We start from the raw sequence: 18,731 nt of genomic DNA, 5'->3' as shown, positions 1-18,731 counted from the left end.
GGCAAGGAGCCTTGTTATGGAACAAGTGACAACGCAGTACAACATTAAGGTCGTGAGATACTTTATCATCGCGTCTTTGATTTGGGCTATTGTAGGTATGATCATCGGCGTGATCCTCGCCGCCCAGTTGTATTGGCCAGTCCTCAATTTCGATTCTCAATACTTTCAATTTGGCCGTCTTCGTCCACTGCACACTTCAGGCGTAATTTACGGGTTCGTGGTCAATATTCTCATGGGAACGTCACTCTATATTGCCCAACGAACTGGTCATTGTGAGCTGTTCAATAAAAGCCTGTCATGGATGGTATTTTGGAGTTGGCAATTCATTTTGTTGCTCGCGGTCGTCTCCTTACCCGCGGGCCACACCAGTTCAAAAGAGTATGCGGAGCTTGAATGGCCAATCGACTTAATGATTGTGTTGGTTTGGGTGCTGTATGCGGTGTTGTTTTTTGGCACCCTTGCTAAGCGGAAAGTGAGCCATATCTTTGTAGCTAACTGGTTCTTTGCTGCTTTCATCATCGTTGTTGCCATGATTTTCATTGTGAACAACCTCGCGATGCCGGTCTCGGCAATGAAGTCTTACTCTGTATTTGCGGGGGCTCAAGATGCAATTGTTCAGTGGTGGTGGGGACATAATGCCGTCGGTTTCTTGCTAACAGCTGGTGTGATTGGTATGAATTACTACTTCATACCTAAAGCGGCGGATCGACCTATCTATTCCTACCGGTTGTCTGTGATCCATTTCTGGGGATTGGTCGGCTTTTACACGTGGGCCGGAACGCATCACTTAGTTTACTCTTCCGTTCCCATCTGGATTCAGAACATCGGAATCGTGATGTCATTGATATTATGGCTCCCTTCCTGGGCAGGTGCGTTCAATAGCGCAATGACCCTTCTTCAAAACAAAGAAAAGCTGAAGTCCGACTACATTCTTTTATTCTTTTTCTCAGCGATTCTTTACTACTGCTTAGCGACATTCGAAGGTCCCCTACTTGCTATTCGCTGGTTCAACATGGTGGCACACAACACCGAATGGATTATCGGTCACGTACATTCCGCAGCACTCGGATGGGTTGGAATGTCAGGGATCGCGGTTTTTTACTATTTCATTCCACGCTTATGGGGCCAAACCGATCTTTGGTCACGACGACTGATTAAATGGCACTTCTGGCTTGCTCATGCTGGTGTCGCTCTTTATGCGATAGCACTTTGGGTCGCAGGCATCGGCGAGGGTTATATGTGGCTCGCTCAAAATGAAAATGGTGAACTGATTTACAGTTTTGTTGAAGCTATGGACTTTAAAGCACCTTGGTTGTTCTTACGATTCTTTGGCGGTGCATTGTTTGTTCTGGGCTTATTCCTTATGGCATTTAATTTGTTCAAAACGGTTCGTATGCCAGTCGTACATGACGCTAAACATGCCGTTAATCAGGGAGCTTAAATGATGAGTAAAGACTTTACACATTCAATCGTCATTTTAATTTTGACCACCGTTGTCGTTGCTTCTTTCTCTCTGTTGGTTTGGGTAGTGCCAAGCATTGTCCGTGGGGATGATATCGCCAAGGGCAGCTTAGCGATGCCGCTCACACCTCTCGAGTTAGCAGGACGAGACATCTACATCAGTGAAGGCTGTCATGTGTGTCATACACAAATGGTTCGTCCTCTAGAACCGGAAGTGAAACGCAATGGTCGTCCGAATAAAGAAGCAGACGATATCTATGAGTTTCCCAACTTGTGGGGTTCTAAACGTACGGGGCCTGACCTAACTAACCTTGGTAGAAAGTATTCTGACCAGTGGCATGTTATTCACCTAATTGATCCCCGAAAAGTCATACCTACATCGATCATGCCCTCTTACCCATGGCTGTTTGAGCAAACGCTTACAGGCGATGATATCAGCGCCAAAATGGAGGTTTTACGTACCTTAGGTGTGCCTTATACCGATCAAGAAATTGGTGACGCTAGGTTACAGGTGAGAGGAAAAACCAAAGGTGAAGCTCTGATTCGCTACTTACAAAGCCTTGGTAAAGATACGTCACAGGAGGTATCACAATGAGTACATTCTGGAATCTATGGGCGGTAATTTTAACTTTAATTTTTTTCGTTCTTATGGTGTCCGTTGTCGTTAAATATTGGCGTAGCAATCACCAGGCCGATCAAGACCACACCCTTGGCACTTTTGATGGGATTGAAGAAAAGGATGCGCCACCGCCAAAACTACTCTTTGTTAGCTATGCCGTTGCCTTCTTAATGTCTGCAGGCTATTTAGTCCTTTACCCTGGATTAGGGGAATGGGAAGGATTAGTCGATTGGAAACAAAGCGACGATAAGCTCAGCTCACCCAGCACAACGTTAAACGAGCAATTTTCTCAAACAGCAGAGACAACCCTCGAAGGCTTGGCTGGTGTTCCTGAAATAGTGAACAGCGGGCAGATTTTGTTCCAAACCCACTGCGCAGCTTGCCATAGAAATAACGCACAAGGTCAGAAACACTTCCCTAACCTTATTGACCAAGAGTGGCTATATGGCGGCAGTGATGAAGCGATCATTCAATCGATCGCCAAAGGAAGAAATGGCGCGATGCCGGGTTGGAGCGAGATAATGCGTCCCGATGAAGTGGCTAAGGTCTCTTATTATCTAGCCTCACTTAATCAACGTCATACCGATGTGCCAGAGGTGAAAGTTAAAGTCGGTAAAGAGCTGTTTGTAAAATACTGCTCGTCTTGTCATGCTGATGGTTCGGTTGCGAACCCTTTGATAGGCGTGCCTGATCTTTCTGACGATATCTGGTTACACGGCGGCAGTATCGAAGAGATACAACACACTATCAACAAAGGTTTGAACAACCTAATGCCTGCGTTTGATACACAGCTGACGGAGAACGAGATACTCGCGCTTGGGGCTTATATTCGACACTCGGGTTCAATGCAACAACAAAGACTAGCGAACCTAGAAGCTCAGTCTGTTGAGCGTGGTGAATACCTCGCTTATGCCGGTGACTGTGTCGCGTGTCATAGTGCAGAAGGTGGCGAACCCTTTGCTGGCGGGCTTCCTTTTGTGACACCTTTTGGCACCGTCTATTCAACCAATATTACGCCACACACAACGGAAGGTATCGGTACTTACGATTTCGATGATTTCAGGGACGCTTTGGTTAGTGGTAAAGGTAAAAATGGATACCTCTACCCAGCTATGCCCTACACGTCATATCAGCATCTCACAGACCAAGACATGGTCGACTTGTGGGAATACATGCAATCAATCACCGCGGTGCCTCGACGTAATGACGACAACAGCATGATGTTCCCATCGAACATTCGTCTAGGGTTGCTCGGGTGGAATATTGTGTTCATGGATACCGATCCGATTGACTACCAAGTGCCTGAAAATCTTAAAACGGAAGTCGAAAACGTCGACAAATGGCAACAAGGGAAGTACTGGGTTGCGGGACTTGGACACTGCTCTGAGTGTCATACACCACGAAACATTGCTCAAGCACTGATACCAGAACGTATTTTCCAAGGTAACTTGATTGATGGTTGGAACGCGCCTGATATCACGGCCAATGAGCTGTATATCGACGGTTGGGACGAAGCAACACTCACCGACTTCTTACATACCGGTCACTCAGACAAAGGGACTGCTTTTGCGGGTATGGCAGACGTAGTGAAAAACAGCCTGAGCTTGATGACTCGTGAAGATGTCGAGTCGATGTCCTATTACCTACTCAGTGGTGACATCAACAACACCATCAGCAGTGACGCTGTTCCGTTGCAGCCTAAAGGGTTTGATGAAGACGCTTACGCGACTGACATTTACACCACTTACCGCCAAACGTGTGGTGCTTGTCATGGTGACGATGGTAAAGGGCGAGATCCCATCGCACCTACACTGCTGAATAATGGCATCATCATGCACAGCGACCCGTTCAACACCATCGCGGTAACCGTGCGCGGCCTTCAACCCACTTATCTCGACAAAGACAGAAACTTCATGCCGATGGCAAGTTTTGAAGATGTCCTGTCGGATAAACGCTTGGCAGAGTTGATCACCTTCGTACGATTGCACCTTGGGGATAGAGAGGAGCCAGTAACCGCGGAACATGTTAGAGAGGTAAGAGAAACACTGGAAGCTGCAGGTTACGCTGGCGGCTTACATACCACACCAGACATGTATGACCGCAGAGATAACTCGATTAACATTAGATAACCGCTATCTATCACCCTTTAAAAGGAGGCACATTGGCCTCCTTTTCTTTATGTTGATTTCATAGTTAACATCGTCAAAACAACACAATTATAACCAACTGATTACACTATTAAGCAGAGCTGCACATAATGCGATCAATCTCGCAGAACAAAGATGACACCAAGTGCATAATATACAAAATTTTATAAAGGTGTACTAAGGACAGATATGGATACAACTACACTCATCTACGATACGTTGGAAGGCCTGTCGAGCGCAAAGCCACAGCAACACGCTCAAATCCGCCAAAATCTATATAACCAATTAGATTTATCATTTGAGAAGCAGTTGGCTTTGTATTCATCAGTTCTTGGTCCTGCGAGTGCTGGTAGATTGACCGATTTAGATAGTGCGGTGATGTCCGCGCGTAAGATCGTTGGTTTAGAAAACAGCTGATCGCTCTTCAACTTATCTCTATTTTAACGCTGCCACTGTGCAGCGTTTTTTTATATCCACTGTTTGTTATATGTGCAATTCCTTCTGTTTTTCAAGTTACACACATTCTCATTTGGTTAATCTTATGTTTCATATTTAACAGGTGTGCAACCAACACAAAGCCGCTAATGTTAGTAGCACGTTAACCACACACCGAATGGAAGAATCATGAGAGTACTTATTGAATATACACAAACAGGCAAATACCGTGACCATGCGTGGGAAGCATTAACGATTCGATCAAAAGGCGAAGTTCAAGCTGTGAGTCCTTCTTATGCGGCTCAACTTATCAAACAAAACCGCGCCAGCTTAACTACCACAGAAACTCAAGATATCGTCATCCAACCTTAATGAATTTAGGAACTATCCCTCCCGGTTCTTAAACTCTATCGTTTCAGTTAGCTGTAGTTCTTAACATCACGGCTAGTAAAACACAGTTCGATGACATAAAAAAAACGCTGCACGGATGCAGCGTTTTCTTGTTTCTGGCGTACCTTATTTCTAACGTAGATAGCTTTTAACACAGATAGCTTCTGACGTAGATAGCCTTTAACGCAGATGGCCACTAACGTACATAGCTTTTTACGTAGATAACTTTTTAACGTAGATAGCCTCTAAAGTAGACAGCTTCTAACGTAAATCGTCTAATTATTTTGGCAGGTTTTCTAACGCTTCAACCATCGTCATTAATCTATCTACAATTCTTTCGCCATCGACTCTCAAGCCATTGTGTTCATACTCGTTGGTAATCCACGCTTTTGAGTTTGGAATATTCGCCAGTGTTTCACGGCTGTAATCCAGTTCTACGTACATATCATCAGCGTAAACCGCACATGCCATTGGCACCGTGTTCTTGCTCAGCTGTTCTGCATTATACAACTTGTCCCAATCCGATTTCTCAGCCAAAAGATTCGCCGCTTCGCGCAATGGCTTCAACGTTTCTAGTTGGTCGAACATCCATGGGTACACCATCTCTCCGGTAAACCAGAACTCGCTACCCGCTTGGTAGTTAAAATGTGGGTACTGTTCGCGTACTCTGTGAGCCGACCATTGTGATGCTGTGCCTTGGCAGTAAATCGATTCATGCAAAATTGCGTAGATTGGATTCGTTAGGTAACCCTGCTCTTGCTGCATTTGATTTAAGAAACTGTAGCTCAACTGCTTGTTACCATTAACTTCAACAAACGCACTCTCTAGCGTGAAGTACATCGGAAGGTTTGCTTCGCCGCCACCAAGATTAATGCCGATCAACTGGAACTGTTCAACTGTGAACACCTGACCGTTTGGCAGTCTCACATCATTGTTAAGCAGATAATCAGAGATCTCACGACACATAGCTTGCGCTTGTGGGAACTGAGCAAAGAAAGCCCTGTTTTTGTCTTCTACACGCTCGTAAGTCGCACGATATACATCATCAGCTTCACGCTCAATAGACGGAATGCCGCCCGTTACATAGCAGCGCTGTAGGCTTTGTGGGAACAGTGACAAATAGCTCAAGGTGCAGAAGCCACCAAAGCTTTGGCCAATCGTCGACCATTGCTTAACACCGAATTGCTCACGAATCGCTTCGGCGTCACGAACAATGTTATCCGCTCTGAAATGCGTTAAATATTCGACTTGTTGCTCTGGGGACAGATGCGCCAAAGTTTCATGGCTAATCACTGTGCTGTTGCCTGTGCCGCGTTGGTCAAGAAGCAGAACACGATAGTTTTGCAATGCACGCTTTATCCAGCCTGATTGACCGCTTACTCGTGGAGAAGGAAAGCCTGGCCCACCTTGAAAATAGATCAACCACGGCAGTTCTTGTGCGTCTTTTGTAACATCAACCAGTTCACGTGCGAAGACTTGGATCTGTTGTCCATCTTTGGCTTGGTAATCGAGTGGCAACTCAAAAGAGTGCTGACGATACAGGGTGGTTCCATCAATAAAGTTAGCTTGCACGCTTCATTCCTTTTTATCTGATTCTAAAGTCATCGGTACGAATAAAAACGGCGCCCTTTGGCACCTTTAATTAGCAAGATACGCATAGTGGCTTGTAAATGAAACCGTTTGTTTAACCTGAATGTGAAGGTGCTTCGTTTAATTGTTCAATTACCCTTCAACGGGTAACAACATGTGTCAAACAGTCCGTTTAGAAGGGATTTATCTAACGAGAGATCGAAAGAATAAAGTGAAGCAAACCAAAAGCGAGAGGCAAATAAAAAGAGCTTAACGAGGTGAGGATACGTTAAGCTCTTTGGTTTTATCTGTGTTGATAAACTAACTGGGTTATTTGTCGTTAATCTATTCGTTCTAATAAATCTATCAAATTTAGTGAATCTAGCGACTACGAAGCCGTTAATTCACCTGCACCTTGAGTCGAACGTTGGCTACTTTCAACAAGGATAGCCGTCGCAGTCTCTTTCAACGCGCCCCACTCTCCATCATCAACTTCAATGCCATCGTTCCACGCTTTCTCTTGAGTTTTAAAAAGCGCGTCCGATTCAATGTGTGTTTGGTAGCCATCTGACAAACGTTCGATATCGAAATCCTGGACGGAAAGTTCGATGGTCATATTGTGGATATGTTCGTCCGATGCCAGTGGCAAATCTGATAAAAACAGTTCTGGAGCAACGCAACCACGGTTAAGAACATACAAAGTGCTCTTAGGGTTAGAGCCGTTATCCCAACGTGCCATGCACGCGATACCTTTCGCAGCCAGTTTTACAAGCTCGCTATACGCCAACCAACGGTTGTGGCAGTTATTTAGCTCAATTTTCAGCGTCTTCTTACCAACCATTTTTTCAATCGAATAGTCCATAATCACAGGAAGATGACAGGCTAAGCTCGCCTTGTGTAGGTCAACTTCAACGGTATTATCGCTGCGCACTTGAATATCTACAGGGCGGTCGTCTTCTAGCCCGATGAAGTTGCTCGCACTGTTAAAATGACGAACTCCATCCAAGCCCACCATCTGTAAATCTGCCACCATGTTCGCTATTACATCGGCTTCACCACATGTACGACGCATACCCAGAAAGGCTTTATTGACGGCCGCTACCAGTTCATTGTGAGAAACGATCATAACGATTTACCTCCATGTTGAGCGTTGATATGTGTAGTAGCTTTTTGTGAGTCAGCGAGCTCCGCTTCACTTGGTAATATTGGGAACACCCATTCGTCCTGATGAATTTCATCAAGAAGTGGCGCACCTTGGAAAAACGTCACTCGCACCCAACGATCTGAACGAGGATCAAACTTAGTTGCACCAAACATCGCTAGCTTGCAACGCAGCAAGTGCATTGGCGGCGAATCTTGATGCAGCACATTCATTTGAATATCGCCCATCGCTTTGTTACCCAACGTCCATACACGGCGTGCAATCGCACGGTGCTGTGGCTGTTTAACAAGGAATTCAGCCAATGAAAGCCCAGGCGCAAATTGCAATAAAGCATGGTACAAACGGTAAGCTTGACGGCCGATATCTAAAGGCAATTCACGCTCTTCGCCTAGTTCCTCGCCTCGAACTCCGAGTCTTGGCTCTTCTTTGTCTTGAGAGCGATACCAGAACCAGTAGTTGTTCTCCGCTTTAGTAAAGTCAGTCGTGATCGCCCAACGGTACTTTTCTTCTAATACAACCAGAAGGTCTTGAATCTTTTTGCCACTAGGAAGCGACAGTGTTTCGCTGCAATTCATTTGCTCTTGATGGGCGTCCACTAATTCTGGGTACAATTCCATCAAGCATGAGATAAGGATTTCTTGGGCTTCCATACTCATGTGCTTAGATTGTTCGACTAACTGTGCCCATGTATCACACAGGCTGACAGAAGCTTCTAATGATTGTTCTGTGTGCTTCAAATCATCAACAGCAGCTTTGTTGAGCTCTTGCTGTGTTTCATTGATGGTAACGACTTGTTCTAAATGACAAATCGCTTTTTTAACTAAGGTACGCAGTGGCTCGATCAACGCCATATCAGTCTGACTGGACAACACGTCCGCCAATGCATGTTCACGGGTTGTCATCCACTGATCGACAATACTAGGGTGGTTAATAAGGTATGGCGCCATACCTAAACCCGTCGCATTACCAACACCAAGGTAACGCTGTAATCCTCGATGCAAGGTAATCGCTTGTTCACCGCCCTGTTGTTCGGCTAGGTAATGAACCCAGTCTAAGCTGAACTCACGCAGCATATAAACTGCACACATTTGCGCACTAAATGACTGGTTAAAATCTTCATTTTTCTCTAAGATTTTAAAGTCAGCAATACCAAATTTGCCATTACCATAAACGGCAGTGGTTCGTAGAATGTAGCCCACTTCAGCCAGTTCTTTGGGCGTTGGTTGAACACCTTTCGCCAAGTGACTCACGATGTGTTCGAACACACGTACACTTTTGTTAGCACGCGCTAAAACAAGTACGTTATTTGGATTACGGCCCGCCTCTTGAAGCGGTACATTCGCACGAAGTCTTTCAAGTAGGGTGACATCAACATCACCAAGAACAAGCGCAAACGTTACGTCCCACTTTTCAGCAATGACACGGTCATTTCGTTCGTCATCTGCAATTTCATCGCAAAAAACAACCAAATGATAAACATGGTTTGGCGTTGCTAGCTTATAGATAACGTGACCGAAACCTTGAGCGTCTAATTGCCACTCATGTTTCGTCACTTTCCATTCTTGCTGAGCCATTTTACGAATCAGAGTTCTCACGAAGCTGATGCGTGTTTGGTGCATCGCACCTAGCCTTTCCGGTGCCATGACGACGGTTGCGTCACGTAATGCTGATTCAGTGTAGGTAGAACGATGTGCATCCATTTTGCTCACCACCTTATAGTTATAGGATTTTGCTAGCCATTCAGAACCGATCGTTGCCATCATTTGAAGCATTCGTTGTAACAGTATGCTGGTTAGCTTTCACGTTTTTGATAGTTATTGAGGCAAGCGATCTCGCCCCTTATTATTTGTCCTGACTAGATCGATTGACCTAAATACTTTGCCGTCCGGTGTATCTTCACCGGTACAGGTTTTACTGACTTTCGGATTTCTTGCGGGCCTTAATTACAAGGCCCGCATTTGGTCGTTCTTGCTTTCTATAGACCTTGTTCTTTTGCCATCTTGATTGCGATTTGAGGCGCATTCCAAAGTGAAGGAAGTAAGATTAAGGAAACAGGTACCGCAGTGATAACAATGAACGATTGCAGCGCAGAAATTCCGCCTGAACCAAGGGAAATCAGAATTAAAGCTGTTACCCCCATCATCACACCCCAGAAAGTACGAATAATTGCATTGGGTTCTGTCTCACCACTCACAACAACACTGATGGTGTAAGTCATTGAGTCACCTGTCGTCACGATAAAGATCGTCGTCAGAATCAAGAACAAGATAGACGTAAGCATTGGCATTGGTAGCTGTTGAGTTACCGCCAGTAGAGCGCCTGGTAAGTTAAAACCTTCAAATGCTTTACTTACACTGCCCGGATCAGCGATTTCAAATGCCAGACCTGAACCACCAACAATCGTGAACCAAAAACAAGTAACAAACGGAGCAACAATACTAATGGTTGTCACCAACTGACGAATACTACGACCGCGTGAAATTCGAGCAATGAAGATTGCCATCATTGGTCCGTAACCTAGGAACCAGCCCCAGAAGAACACTGTCCACCAGCTCAACCAACCTTCGTCACCACGGTAAGTCGCCATTGGGATGAAGTTGTCAATCATGCTGCCTACACCTTGGATGTAGCCATTGAAGATGAAGTTCGTTGGACCAAAGATCAGAATGTAGACCATCAATGCCATTGCTAAAATTACGTTGTAACGGCTTAGCATTTGCATCCCGCGGTTAAGACCACTTAATGCAGACAATGTGTAAAGAACGATAGCGAACAATATGATGATCAGCTGTGTCGTGAAGCCATCTGGGATACCAAACAGTTCGTTCAATGCGTAGCTCACTTGCAAGCCCAAGAAACCGATCGGACCGATGGTGCCCGCTGCTACTGCAACAATACAACATGCATCAATCAGTGCGCCGGTATGACCTTTCAGTGCTCTTTCGCCTAAAACTGGGTATAGCAAAATACGAGGCTTAAGCGGTAAGCCTTTGTCGTAGTGAAGGTGCATAACCACAATAGACGTTAAGCTACCAACGATTGCCCATGCGAGAAAACCCCAGTGCATAAACGATTGTGATAATGCGTTTACTGCGCCTTGTTGTGCGTTTTCTTGCGCGCCATACAACGGTGGAGGACTCACATAGTGTGCGATAGGCTCTGCTGCCGCCCAAAACACACCGCCACCCGCAAGTAACGTACAAAAGATGATCGCCATCCAGCGGAAGCCATCCATCTCAGGCTTATCGATGCCACCTAGGATAACCTTGCCTGTTCGCCCTGCCGCTAGGCCAAGACCAATAAGAAAAGTCAGAAGAAGAAGCATTTGCCAATATGGGCCGAACACTTTTACAGACCATGCAAAGCCGGTATTTACTAGGGTAGACAGCAGCTCGCCATCAAACAAAGCAAGGGCTACAAACAGAGCGATAAAGCCGCCGCTGTACCAAAGTGCTGGGTTAGTTAGTCCTAATTTGTCTGAGGCAGACTCAGACTGTGTATTTTTACTTGTTTTATTACTTGCTGTGTTTGCTTGACCCGCATTTACGTTTGAAGATTTCACGCTATTGGTTAAATCAGACATACTCTGACTCCAGAGGTTTCTTTGCAGCCGTCATTAAAATGATGACCACAAGAGGTGTATTTAACACCTGCCCTATTGTTTTTGTGTTGGGCAGGCTAATCCATGTTTGGGTTACCGCGTTGCGAAATAGACCGTTGTTCCTTTTGTATAATTGATATTCTTTTCAATGCTGTTCAAAAAAGCGGTTACTTTTTGCTTTGAGGCTCTAAGCCCTCTTTCAAAAAGTTAAACCAGTTATCGCCTAATACTTGCCCAGCTTCAGACTCACTGAAACCGTGACGCATCAATCCGTTATAGATATTTTCCATACCAGAACTCCCACAGAACCAAGGCAGTGAATCTGGCCAACCTGAGTTATTCGCAGAGCCTTCACCGTAGTCCATAGCCTTCGACCAGCGACCATTTCGCATCCACTCAAGAACGGCTTGAGGTTGGTTTAAGCATAGGTCACTGCCAATACCTAGGTGCTCTACGCCGACCATATCAGCCGTAGTTGCAACCATTTGGCAGAAATCTTCCAAGGTACATTGGCTGCCGTTTGGTAGGTGGAATGGGTATAAGCTGAATCCGATTAAGCCACCGCGTTCGGTTAGAGCCTTAATCACATCATTTGATTTATTACGCAGTGCATCATGTGCAAACGTCGGGTTCGCGTGGCTGATACAAATAGGGCGAGAAGATAGGTCTATCGCCTCAAGTGTTGAACGTTCAGCACTGTGAGACATATCGATGATCATACCTACTCGGTTCATCTCTTCGATAGCTTGTTTACCGAAGCGCGTGATACCTGTGTCGTTCTGCTCATAACAACCCGTCGCCAATAAACTCTGGTTGTTGTAAGTCAGCTGCATGATCAAAAGACCCTGCTGACGCATCACTTCGATAAGACCAATCTCATCATCAATTGGCGAACAGTTTTGAGCACCTAAAAAAATGCCGACTTTGCCTGTCGCTTTTGCAGTTTCAACATCAGCCATTGAATGTATCGGCATAATAATGTCTGCATTCTGCTCGAATCTTAAGTTCCACTCAGCAAAACGAGATAAGGTTTCACGAGCTGTCTCGTGGTAAACCGCGGTAGCGTGAACTGCTGTAATGCCGCTCGCCTTTAGTGTTTGGAAATATTCTCTGTTCCAATTGCAGTATTGCAATCCATCTATAACAATCCGTTGCTGGTACATAACCACTCCTATTGAAAGCTCAGTGTTCTAGCTCGGTTTTGAAAACACGCTCAAATAACATGTTTTCAAAAATGGGTTAAATCACTTACTGGGTGCTCAGTCTTTGAAATCTATCTTTGATTGAGCTTGATTGAGTTTTGATGTTGGCCTGACTCGATGAATCAGGCCAATTCGATAGCTAGATAGTTAGGGTCTGTTTAACTAATGACTCCAACTATCCCGTTCTAGTTAATAGAAATCTAATTAACAGAAAGCTGCTTAGTAAGGGCGCTGGTAAGCTGTCTTAACCACGGTATAGAACTCTTTCGCGTACTGACCTTGCTCACGAGGACCGAAGCTAGACTCTTTACGACCACCAAACGGTACGTGGTAATCTGTGCCTGCTGTTGGTAGGTTCACCATCACACAACCTGTTTGAGCTTGTTGTTTGAACATCGCACTGCTGCGTAGGCTTTGAGTAATGATGCCGCCTGTTAGGCCGAAACGTGTGTCGTTTGTTGTCGCGATAGCTTCTTCTAAGTCAGCAACTCGAATCACACTTGCCATAGGAGCAAACACTTCTTCTTGGTTCACTTCCCAATCGTTCTTAGTATTCAAGAACAAGGTTGGAGACATGTAGAAACCTTCGTGTTTCATGCTCAAGCGTTCGCCACCAAATGCTAGCTCACCGCCGCTTTGACGTGCTTTCTCAACCCAACCAAGGTTTGCTTCAAGTTGGTTTCCATCGACTACAGGGCCCATGAACACGCCCTCTTCTAGTGCATGACCGACTTTAAGCTCACTCATGCGTTTGATAAGTGCTTCGACGTATTGGTCGTGAATGCCATCCATTACCACTAGACGAGAAGATGCGGTACATTTTTGACCGGCACCCGAGAATGAACCCGCGATAGTTGCATCTACTGCAGTTTGGATATCTGCATCGTCAGCAATCACTAATGCGTTCTTACTGCCCATTTCTAGTTGGCAACGAACGAAGTTTGGCGCTGTTGCAGCTGCGACTTTACGACCCGTATCAACAGAACCAGTAAAGCTCACACCATTCACGTCTTTAGAATTGATCAGTGCATCACCTACTTTCGAACCGCTACCCAGTACAAGGTTGAACGTGCCTGCAGGCATGCCTTGGCGGTGGATAATCTCAGTTAGCGCAACCGCACTTGCTGGTGTTAGGTTTGCAGGTTTCCAGATAACGCTGTTACCGAAAGCCAATGCTGGAGCAATTTTCCAAGCAGCTGTTGCTGTTGGGAAGTTCCAAGGAGAGATGATGCCGATAACACCAACTGCCTCACGAGTCACTTCTACAGAAACGCCTGGGCGTACTGATTCTGCGTTGTCGCCAATTTGACGAAGCACTTCAGCTGCGAAGTATTGGAAGAACTGACCTGCACGGTAAATTTCACCACGACCTTCAGCAAAAGGCTTACCTTCTTCACGAGAAAGTAATGTACCTAGCTCGTCACAACGTGCAATCAGTTCATCACCAATCGCTTGAAGCACTGCTTGCTTACGTTCAATCGGTGTTTTTTCCCACTCTGGCTGAGCGTGCTTCGCCGCTGAAATCGCTTGTTGAACTTGGTCAGTGCTTGCTTGTGCAAAGTTACCGATGTTTTCAGAAATATCTGATGGGTTAATGTTCGCAACGGTGCTAACACCCGCTTGCCATTCGCCGCCAATGTAAAGTGCGTTTTCTGCTTGAACATTCTGTAATTGAGTCATCATTCTGTCCTTGTAACGGTTAGGTTGCGGTTGAGTCTGGCAACCATCTGGTTAATTAATAAACTGTTAATATTCAGGTAATTAATTGCTAAAATAAGATGTATATTTTGTTTCTAAAGTGAACCAAGTCGCTTGTATCAATAAACCACTTCAATTCAAAAGAGTTTTGATCCGCAAATAGCTTTAGTTCACAGTCTGATTATTCAGGTTGAGACGCCGATGCATAAACCACGAACTCGACCAGCATCTCTTCTCTTGCTAACCCTGCAACGACGACCGCAGCACGGTTTGGATAAGGTGCATTGAAGTATTCTCCGTATACGCTGTTTACCGTTTTTAAGTATTCACGGTCTGTCACGTAAATCAGAACTTGCAGCACTGAATCCATAGATTCGCCTGCACACTCCAACGTATGAACAAGGTTGTTAAAAGTCTGACGCGTTTGCGCTTCAATACCGCCTTCTACTACTGCGCCAGTTTCATCAATTGGAATCTGCGCTGTGTATAGAGTGCCGTTATTAACGATTGCCCACTCTAGTGGTGCTTTTGAAGCAAAAAGCTCGGTTTTTACTGGGTGTTTTTTAGTTTGTGCGTTCACGATTCCATCCAACTTTGTAACAACTATGTTTCAAGATGGTTAAATACTGCACCTTGACGACTGATAAATCTAACGGTAAATTTTGTGCATTTGATAAATAAAATCTATCACCTTTCAAAAAGTAAGGTATAGCAAGGGCTAGAGAAGGATCAGCGCCATGAGTATTAAGCTACAACAGTTAAAACATTTCGTTTTAGTGGTCGAAGAAGGTGGATTTAGAGCGGCATCTCACCGAGCAAATCGATCGCAAGCGGCACTTTCCACCTCAATAAAAGAACTGGAAAAAATACTCGGTCAGCCACTGTTTGAAACAGGCAACAAATCAACGCTGACACCTTTCGGAGAAATATGCTTACCAAAAATCATTCAATTTCTTAATGTTTACAAAGCATTAGATAATGACTTGCGCGCAGCAGCGGCAGGACAACAAGGAAGAGTTCGAATAGCAAGCGTGCCATCGGTAGCAGCAAAATTAATCCCTAGCGTTTTAGGGGCTTTTTGTGAGCAGTACCCTAATGTAGAAGTCAGTTTGATTGATGATAATGCGGCGGGTGTGGAAGCGAGATTACTCTCTGGAGAGGTGGATGTTGCCCTCGGAAATAGCTCCCATTTAGAAGAAGAGAGCATCGATTTCACCCCTTTGCTTTCCGATCCTATTGGTGTGGTCTGCCTGAAAGACAACCCTATCGCCTCCCAACGAGAGGGAATAGAGTGGCAAACTTTGTTAAAACAACCTTTTATTCGCAACGGTACTTGTACCCTACTTGACCCAACACCTGCGCGAATGCTCAGCGAACAAGCTCTGTATTCAGTAGAGAACATTACTTCTTTGTTTTCGGTGTTAGAGCTCGGGATAGGCGTGACTACGCTGCCTAAACTGGCTTTCCCAACCAATGAAACCCGTTTGGTGTGGATTCCATTGATTGACCCGCCCTTACAGCGTCAAATCGGTATTTTCAGGTTGGCTGACCGCACGATCTCGCCACAAGCACAGGCTTTTCATGACTTATGTATTCAATACCTAAGCTATAAAGAGTAATAGAGGGAAACGTGATTGACTTCGCTTACTTATAAGGACTATTAATAAAATAAGAACTCTAGCGCTAGATTGGGCAGTACTTAACTGCCTGTTACGTTCTCTAAATTCGGCGCTTTCTTTTTGTGCCATTCTGCCCAATTGCCCTAATCTTTGACCTTTAGCCCTAACTTCCAGCGTTTTTGCTCTGATGATTAGGGGGCAGATTGTTCATTTAGTGTCGTCTTAAAACGGCAAACTAACCGTTTCAGCTCCTTACCAACACATGAATAACGACTTTGCGGCAACAATACCAAAAATAATTATTTATACATAAGGAGTCGCGTACCATTAAATCACTACACAAATACTCCCTTCCACTATTGATTAAAACTTAGTTAGCCCCACCCAGAATGACACTCCGTAATTGGCTTCATAAGTAATTCTAAGTGTTTGAATATTATCAATTGATACGATAATAAGCTGATAGTTTTACTTTAAATATTGTGGAAAAAAACCTTTCGTATCGTCAAAAATAAAGCATCTGAAATATTCATGAATGAAGTAATCAAGCTATTACTTTCATAAATGAAAAACACTTCTTTCAAAAATGGAATTATTGATGCCGATATTTGTTGTTTAGATCACATAATTTTAGGCGTAATTTATATTTTGTCGAAACGATAGCGAGTTAGTTTTTATCGTTTAATTTCGTCAGGAGATATAAAGCCAGAAAGATTATTTCTTTGTTAACAAGTAAAGGTTTATTAACAAGTCAAATTGCTATTAACAAGTAAGTGCTAGTAACAAAACATATTCAAACTGTGTTTTATATTGACTTACACTGTTAAATATAAGGTTTTATTATGAGGCTTAATGGGATAAGTAGCGACATCCTTGTTGCTGCTAAAAGAGTTGTTCTTTGCCAAATAGTATTAGCCGTCGGTGTAGTTTTATATGAAGTGTTTTTTGGTAATAAAGTAGATATGGAATCTTCAGCTTTGGGTGTTGTTATCGCGATGCTACCACCGCTGTTTGGATTTATATATGCAAGCTTAAAGGTTCGTAAGAATCCTAATTATAGTTTACGTGACTTAATGCAAATGAGTCGTGTCGTGAAAATAACTTATACGTTCTTAATGTTCATCCTGGCATTCCAATTTTTTAAATTGGATAACCCAGTAATATTATACGCGTACATTTTCACAATGATTGGGTACTTCTTAACACCATTTATTACTGCCTCTACAAGATCGGAGTACGTGTAGTATGGATCAAGTCACTACCGCTCACGAATACATAGAGCATCACTTAACCTTCTTAACTACAGGTGATGGTTTCTGGGCGTTCAACATTGACTCAATGTTGATATCTTGGATTACGGGTTTACTGTTTATTGGAGCGTTTCGATATGTAGTGACCAAGGGCACCAGCGGTGTTCCAGGTCGTTTTCAATGTTTTATCGAGCTTATCTTTGATTTCGTTAACAACCTAGTCAAAGAGATTTTTCAAGCGGAGGATAAATTAATAGGACCGCTGGCATTAACCACTTTTGTTTGGGTGTTGTTAATGAATGCAGTCGACCTATTACCTATAGATTTAATACCAGGGTTAACTCGTGTAATAGGTTTAGAACACTTTAGAGACCTACCGACAGCGGACGTAAATGTCCCAATGTCGATGGCACTCGGTGTGTTTATTCTACTGTTAACTTATACGTTTAAAAATAAAGGTTTGAAAGGCTTTATCAAAGAGCTCACTACTCAGCCATTTGATAACCCTCTTTTATATCCTGTTAACTTAGTTCTTGAATTAATAACATTAATTTCAAAGCCAATATCACTAGGCTTACGATTATTCGGAAATATGTATGCAGGCGAGATGATATTCATCCTTATCGCACTAATGCCTTGGTGGATGCAATGGGCACTAAGTGTTCCATGGGCCTTATTCCACATATTAATCGTATTCTTGCAAGCATTTATATTTATGGTACTGACCGTTGTTTATTTAGCGATGGCAACAGAAGAACACCATTAATTAATAACTAAAAAATTAACTAACACATTATTTATCGGAGATACAAATGGATATCGTAAGCGCAGTTTTATATGTAGCGGGTGCATTACTGATCGGTTTAGGTGCAGCAGGTGCAGCATCTGGTATTGGTAACTTAGCAGGTAAATACCTTGAAGGTGTAGCTCGTCAACCAGACCTTACTCCAATGCTTCGTACTCAATTCTTCATCATGATGGGTCTTGTGGATGCTGTACCGATGATTGGTGTTGGTATCGGTCTATACATCATCTTTGCCGTGGCTTAATGAAAAGCTTTGAAAAGATCGATTTGTAAATAATCAAGATTTAGTGAGGAAGGTATGAACTTAAATGCCAGCATGTTTGGTCAAGCAATCTCATTCGTGATTTTTGTTTGGCTATGCATGAAATATGTATGGCCCCCTCTCACCGCGATGTTAGACGAGCGCCAAAAAGAAATCGCTGATGGTTTACGCCACTCAGAGAATGCAGCGAAAGAGCTAGAACTAGCAAAATCAAATGGCGCACAACTCGTCGCCGATGCGAAAAGAAATGTTACCGAACTGATTGAGCAAGGCAAAAAACGCCGCAACGAAATCATCACCTTAGCTCACCAAGAAGGTGAGCAGGAAAAAGCACGTATCTTAGAACAAGGTAGAGCTGAGCTAGAAGGCGAACGTCAAAAGTTACGCCGTGAACTTCAAGCGGATATGGCAGATGCTGTTATTCAAAGTGCACAGAAATTGATTAGCAAGAACCTAGATTCCGAAACGAACCGAGCGTTAGTTGATCAAATGATAAGCGAACTCTAAGCGG

The 18,731-nt window shown here is 44.0% G+C and carries 17 protein-coding genes; 10 read left to right on the top strand and 7 right to left on the bottom strand.

All coding sequences use genetic code 11. From position 1 onward, the window contains the following. The first annotated feature begins 16 nt into the window (after positions 1–16). The 5 genes from ccoN to OCV36_RS19425 all read left to right on the top strand — a co-directional run bounded on the left by ccoN (position 17) and on the right by OCV36_RS19425 (position 5,034). On the top strand, positions 17–1,441 hold the full coding sequence (ccoN, locus tag OCV36_RS19445; RefSeq protein WP_135456831.1) for a cytochrome-c oxidase, cbb3-type subunit I: 1,425 nt from the start codon (positions 17–19) through the stop codon (positions 1,439–1,441). After that, a complete protein-coding gene (locus OCV36_RS19440; RefSeq protein WP_135456829.1) occupies positions 1,442–2,056 on the top strand; it encodes a cbb3-type cytochrome c oxidase subunit II in 615 nt (204 codons plus the stop codon). It abuts the gene before it with no gap. After that, positions 2,053–4,209 (top strand): c-type cytochrome, encoded by a 2,157-nt coding sequence (locus OCV36_RS19435; RefSeq protein ID WP_135456827.1) that lies wholly within the window; start codon positions 2,053–2,055, stop codon positions 4,207–4,209. Before OCV36_RS19440 ends, OCV36_RS19435 begins: the two co-directional genes overlap by 4 nt. A 207-nt stretch (positions 4,210–4,416) precedes the next feature. After that, positions 4,417–4,644 carry a PAS factor family protein gene (locus OCV36_RS19430; RefSeq protein ID WP_004730426.1) on the top strand — a complete coding sequence of 76 codons (228 nt, stop codon included), beginning with the start codon at positions 4,417–4,419 and terminating at the stop codon, positions 4,642–4,644. Between the two features lie 207 nt (positions 4,645–4,851). Beyond that, entirely contained in the window at positions 4,852–5,034 is a 183-nt protein-coding gene (locus tag OCV36_RS19425; RefSeq protein WP_017073999.1) for a hypothetical protein, read from the top strand. A gap of 297 nt (positions 5,035–5,331) precedes the next feature. Here OCV36_RS19425 and OCV36_RS19420 read toward each other — a convergent pair whose 3' ends face one another. The 7 genes from OCV36_RS19420 to OCV36_RS19390 form a co-directional block, all read right to left on the bottom strand. After that, the gene (locus tag OCV36_RS19420) at positions 5,332–6,624 is read right to left on the bottom strand and encodes an alpha/beta fold hydrolase (protein WP_135456825.1); all 1,293 of its coding nucleotides are present in this window, start codon (positions 6,622–6,624) and stop codon (positions 5,332–5,334) included. Positions 6,625–7,009: 385 nt separating this feature from the next. Further along, on the bottom strand, positions 7,010–7,747 hold the full coding sequence (locus tag OCV36_RS19415; protein ID WP_135456823.1) for a DUF3726 domain-containing protein: 738 nt from the start codon (positions 7,745–7,747) through the stop codon (positions 7,010–7,012). Further along, a complete protein-coding gene (locus tag OCV36_RS19410) occupies positions 7,744–9,546 on the bottom strand; it encodes a hypothetical protein (protein ID WP_135456821.1) in 1,803 nt (600 codons plus the stop codon). The genes OCV36_RS19415 and OCV36_RS19410 overlap by 4 nt, the downstream gene beginning before the upstream one ends. Before the next feature lie 212 nt (positions 9,547–9,758). Further along, complete coding sequence (locus OCV36_RS19405; RefSeq protein WP_017074003.1) at positions 9,759–11,366, bottom strand: BCCT family transporter; 1,608 nt, start codon at positions 11,364–11,366, stop codon at positions 9,759–9,761. Between the two features lie 185 nt (positions 11,367–11,551). Next, a complete protein-coding gene (locus OCV36_RS19400; protein ID WP_135456819.1) occupies positions 11,552–12,547 on the bottom strand; it encodes a membrane dipeptidase in 996 nt (331 codons plus the stop codon). A 258-nt stretch (positions 12,548–12,805) separates the two neighbouring features. Next, entirely contained in the window at positions 12,806–14,266 is a 1,461-nt protein-coding gene (locus OCV36_RS19395; RefSeq protein WP_029224918.1) for an aldehyde dehydrogenase family protein, read from the bottom strand. A 199-nt stretch (positions 14,267–14,465) separates the two neighbouring features. Beyond that, positions 14,466–14,864, bottom strand: coding sequence for a RidA family protein (locus tag OCV36_RS19390; protein ID WP_004730412.1), 399 nt, complete (start codon positions 14,862–14,864; stop codon positions 14,466–14,468). Between the two features lie 157 nt (positions 14,865–15,021). On the opposite strand from OCV36_RS19390, the gene OCV36_RS19385 reads away from it, so the two are divergent. The 5 genes from OCV36_RS19385 (at position 15,022) to OCV36_RS19365 (ending at position 18,727) form a co-directional block, all read left to right on the top strand. Beyond that, complete coding sequence (locus OCV36_RS19385; RefSeq protein WP_017074007.1) at positions 15,022–15,903, top strand: LysR family transcriptional regulator; 882 nt, start codon at positions 15,022–15,024, stop codon at positions 15,901–15,903. A gap of 842 nt (positions 15,904–16,745) precedes the next feature. Then, a complete protein-coding gene (locus OCV36_RS19380; RefSeq protein WP_135456817.1) occupies positions 16,746–17,147 on the top strand; it encodes an ATP synthase subunit I in 402 nt (133 codons plus the stop codon). 1 nt (position 17,148) lies between these two features. Continuing rightward, on the top strand, positions 17,149–17,919 hold the full coding sequence (atpB, locus tag OCV36_RS19375; RefSeq protein ID WP_017074009.1) for a F0F1 ATP synthase subunit A: 771 nt from the start codon (positions 17,149–17,151) through the stop codon (positions 17,917–17,919). Positions 17,920–17,965: 46 nt separating this feature from the next. Next, complete coding sequence (gene atpE / locus OCV36_RS19370; protein WP_004730405.1) at positions 17,966–18,202, top strand: F0F1 ATP synthase subunit C; 237 nt, start codon at positions 17,966–17,968, stop codon at positions 18,200–18,202. A 54-nt stretch (positions 18,203–18,256) separates the two neighbouring features. Next, positions 18,257–18,727, top strand: coding sequence for a F0F1 ATP synthase subunit B (locus tag OCV36_RS19365; protein ID WP_017074010.1), 471 nt, complete (start codon positions 18,257–18,259; stop codon positions 18,725–18,727). Positions 18,728–18,731: the final 4 nt, after the last annotated feature.

The organism is Vibrio echinoideorum, assembly GCF_024347455.1.
In the GTDB taxonomy this organism is placed as follows: domain Bacteria; phylum Pseudomonadota; class Gammaproteobacteria; order Enterobacterales; family Vibrionaceae; genus Vibrio; species Vibrio echinoideorum.
This window is presented reverse-complemented; position numbering and strand designations above follow the sequence as displayed.